The 1,530-nt window shown below is 59.4% G+C and carries 3 protein-coding genes; 1 reads left to right on the top strand and 2 read right to left on the bottom strand.

Going from position 1 to position 1,530, the window contains the following annotated elements:
* Window positions 1–395 (bottom strand): chorismate synthase (locus EN906_RS33810; RefSeq protein ID WP_127375759.1); only part of this gene is annotated, 395 nt, incomplete at its 3' end.
* A 178-nt stretch (window positions 396–573) separates the two neighbouring features.
* Here EN906_RS33810 and EN906_RS33805 point away from each other — a divergent pair.
* Window positions 574–834, top strand: a complete 261-nt coding sequence (locus EN906_RS33805) for a DUF1344 domain-containing protein (RefSeq protein WP_027035965.1) — start codon at window positions 574–576, stop codon at window positions 832–834.
* A 167-nt stretch (window positions 835–1,001) separates the two neighbouring features.
* Here the strand turns inward: EN906_RS33805 and EN906_RS33800 are convergent.
* Window positions 1,002–1,530, bottom strand: a 529-nt coding sequence (locus tag EN906_RS33800) for a histidine phosphatase family protein (protein ID WP_164777593.1), incomplete at its 5' end; no start/stop codon positions are given.

Here is a 1,530-nt window from a genome sequence, read left to right as displayed (position 1 = left end):
GAGCGGCCGCCGCCGCGATAATCGCGCACGCCGTATTTGACCTCATAGGTGTAGTCGGCATGGCCCGGCCGGTATTGGCGGGCGATCTCGCCATAATCCTTTGAACGTTGGTCGACATTCTCGATCAGCATCGACACCGGCGTGCCGGTGGTGATCATCGTCTCGCCGTCCTCGTCGAAGATGAAGCCGGACAGCACCTTCACTTCATCCGGTTCGCGACGCTGCGTGACGAAACGTGATTGCCCCGGCCGGCGCTTGTCGAGTTCGGCCTGGATGTCTGCTCGAGTGAAGCGGATGCCGGGCGGACAGCCGTCGACCACGCAACCGAGCGACGGGCCATGGCTTTCGCCCCAGGTGGTGACGCGGAAAAGGTGGCCGAACGTGTTGTGAGACATGAAATGACCCTGCCCGGCATCGGAGCCGGCTGAAGATTGCGTTCTATTGGCGTTTTTCACAGGGGTCAAACTGTGATCTGGCGGATTTAGTTTTGACACATTCGGTTGGTTTCTGCTCTGCTCCATCCGCCGTTGAACGCCCGCCGCCATGCCGGCGCAATGATAAAGAGGAACGATCATGCGTACCCTGATTGGCGCCATTGCCGCCACGCTGCTGCTTTCCACCGCCGCTTTCGCCGGCCAGACCGAAGGCCTGATCAAGAAGATCGACAAGGATACGGCGACGCTGACGCTGGATGACGGCAAGTCCTACAAGCTGAACGCCGAGACCGATCTCGACGCGCTGAAGCCGGGCATGGACATCGTCATCGCCTACGATGTGACCAATGGCGAAAACATCGTCACCGACATGGAACTGCCGGACAGCTCTGCCAACTAGAGCTTCCAACCTCAATTGAATGCTGTGTTTGCGGTTCAGCTTTCGCCGAGCCGCCTGCCAATGGCCTAAAGCGTGTCGCGTCTGAACGGATTCAGGCGACCCGCTTTAGGTCTTTGTTTTATGCATGTCGTTCTCCCAAAACCGGGGTCACTTTTGGGCGACATGCATTAAAGCCACTCCAGACTCTTGCCTTCGAGCTTGAGCAGGCGATCCTGCGGTATTTCCAGGTTCGCGGCCTCGTCCTCGGCCAGCCCCAGAACGAAGCGAAACAAGGTGCGCATGACGCCGCCATGGGTCACGCATATCGTCTGGCGTTCGATCGCGTCGAAGCATGGCCTCACCCGTTCGAGCAGCATCTGATAGCTCTCCGCACCTTCGCCGGGCGGCTGAAAGTTCCACTTGTCCAGAGCACGCGTCATGCTCGCTCCGGGATATCCTGTCTCGAGCTCGGGAAAGGTAAATCCCTGCCAATCGCCGAAATTGACTTCGACGAGGCGCGGATCGGTTCGATAGGCATCCGGATCGAGCTTCATCGCGGCGCGAATACGCTGCATCGTTTCGCGCGTCCGTTTCATCGGACTGGCGAGGAAATCGAATTCCCAGGGATTTGGGACCAACGCGGCTAGCCGAAGCCCGTTGCCGGTCGCCTGTTCGCGGCCAAGAGCGTTGAGATCGGTATCGGCCTGCCCCTGAAGT

The sequence above is a fragment of the Mesorhizobium sp. M7A.F.Ca.CA.004.06.1.1 genome (genome assembly GCF_003999135.1).
Classification (GTDB): domain Bacteria; phylum Pseudomonadota; class Alphaproteobacteria; order Rhizobiales; family Rhizobiaceae; genus Mesorhizobium.
Note: the sequence above shows the minus strand (reverse complement) of the source record. Positions and strands in the feature narration are given on the sequence as shown.

Excerpts from the sequence above, each read along its gene's own strand:
- EN906_RS33805 (WP_027035965.1), top strand. The coding sequence starts at position 574 with ATGCGTACCCTGATTGGCGCCATTGCCGCCACGCTGCTGCTTTCCACC.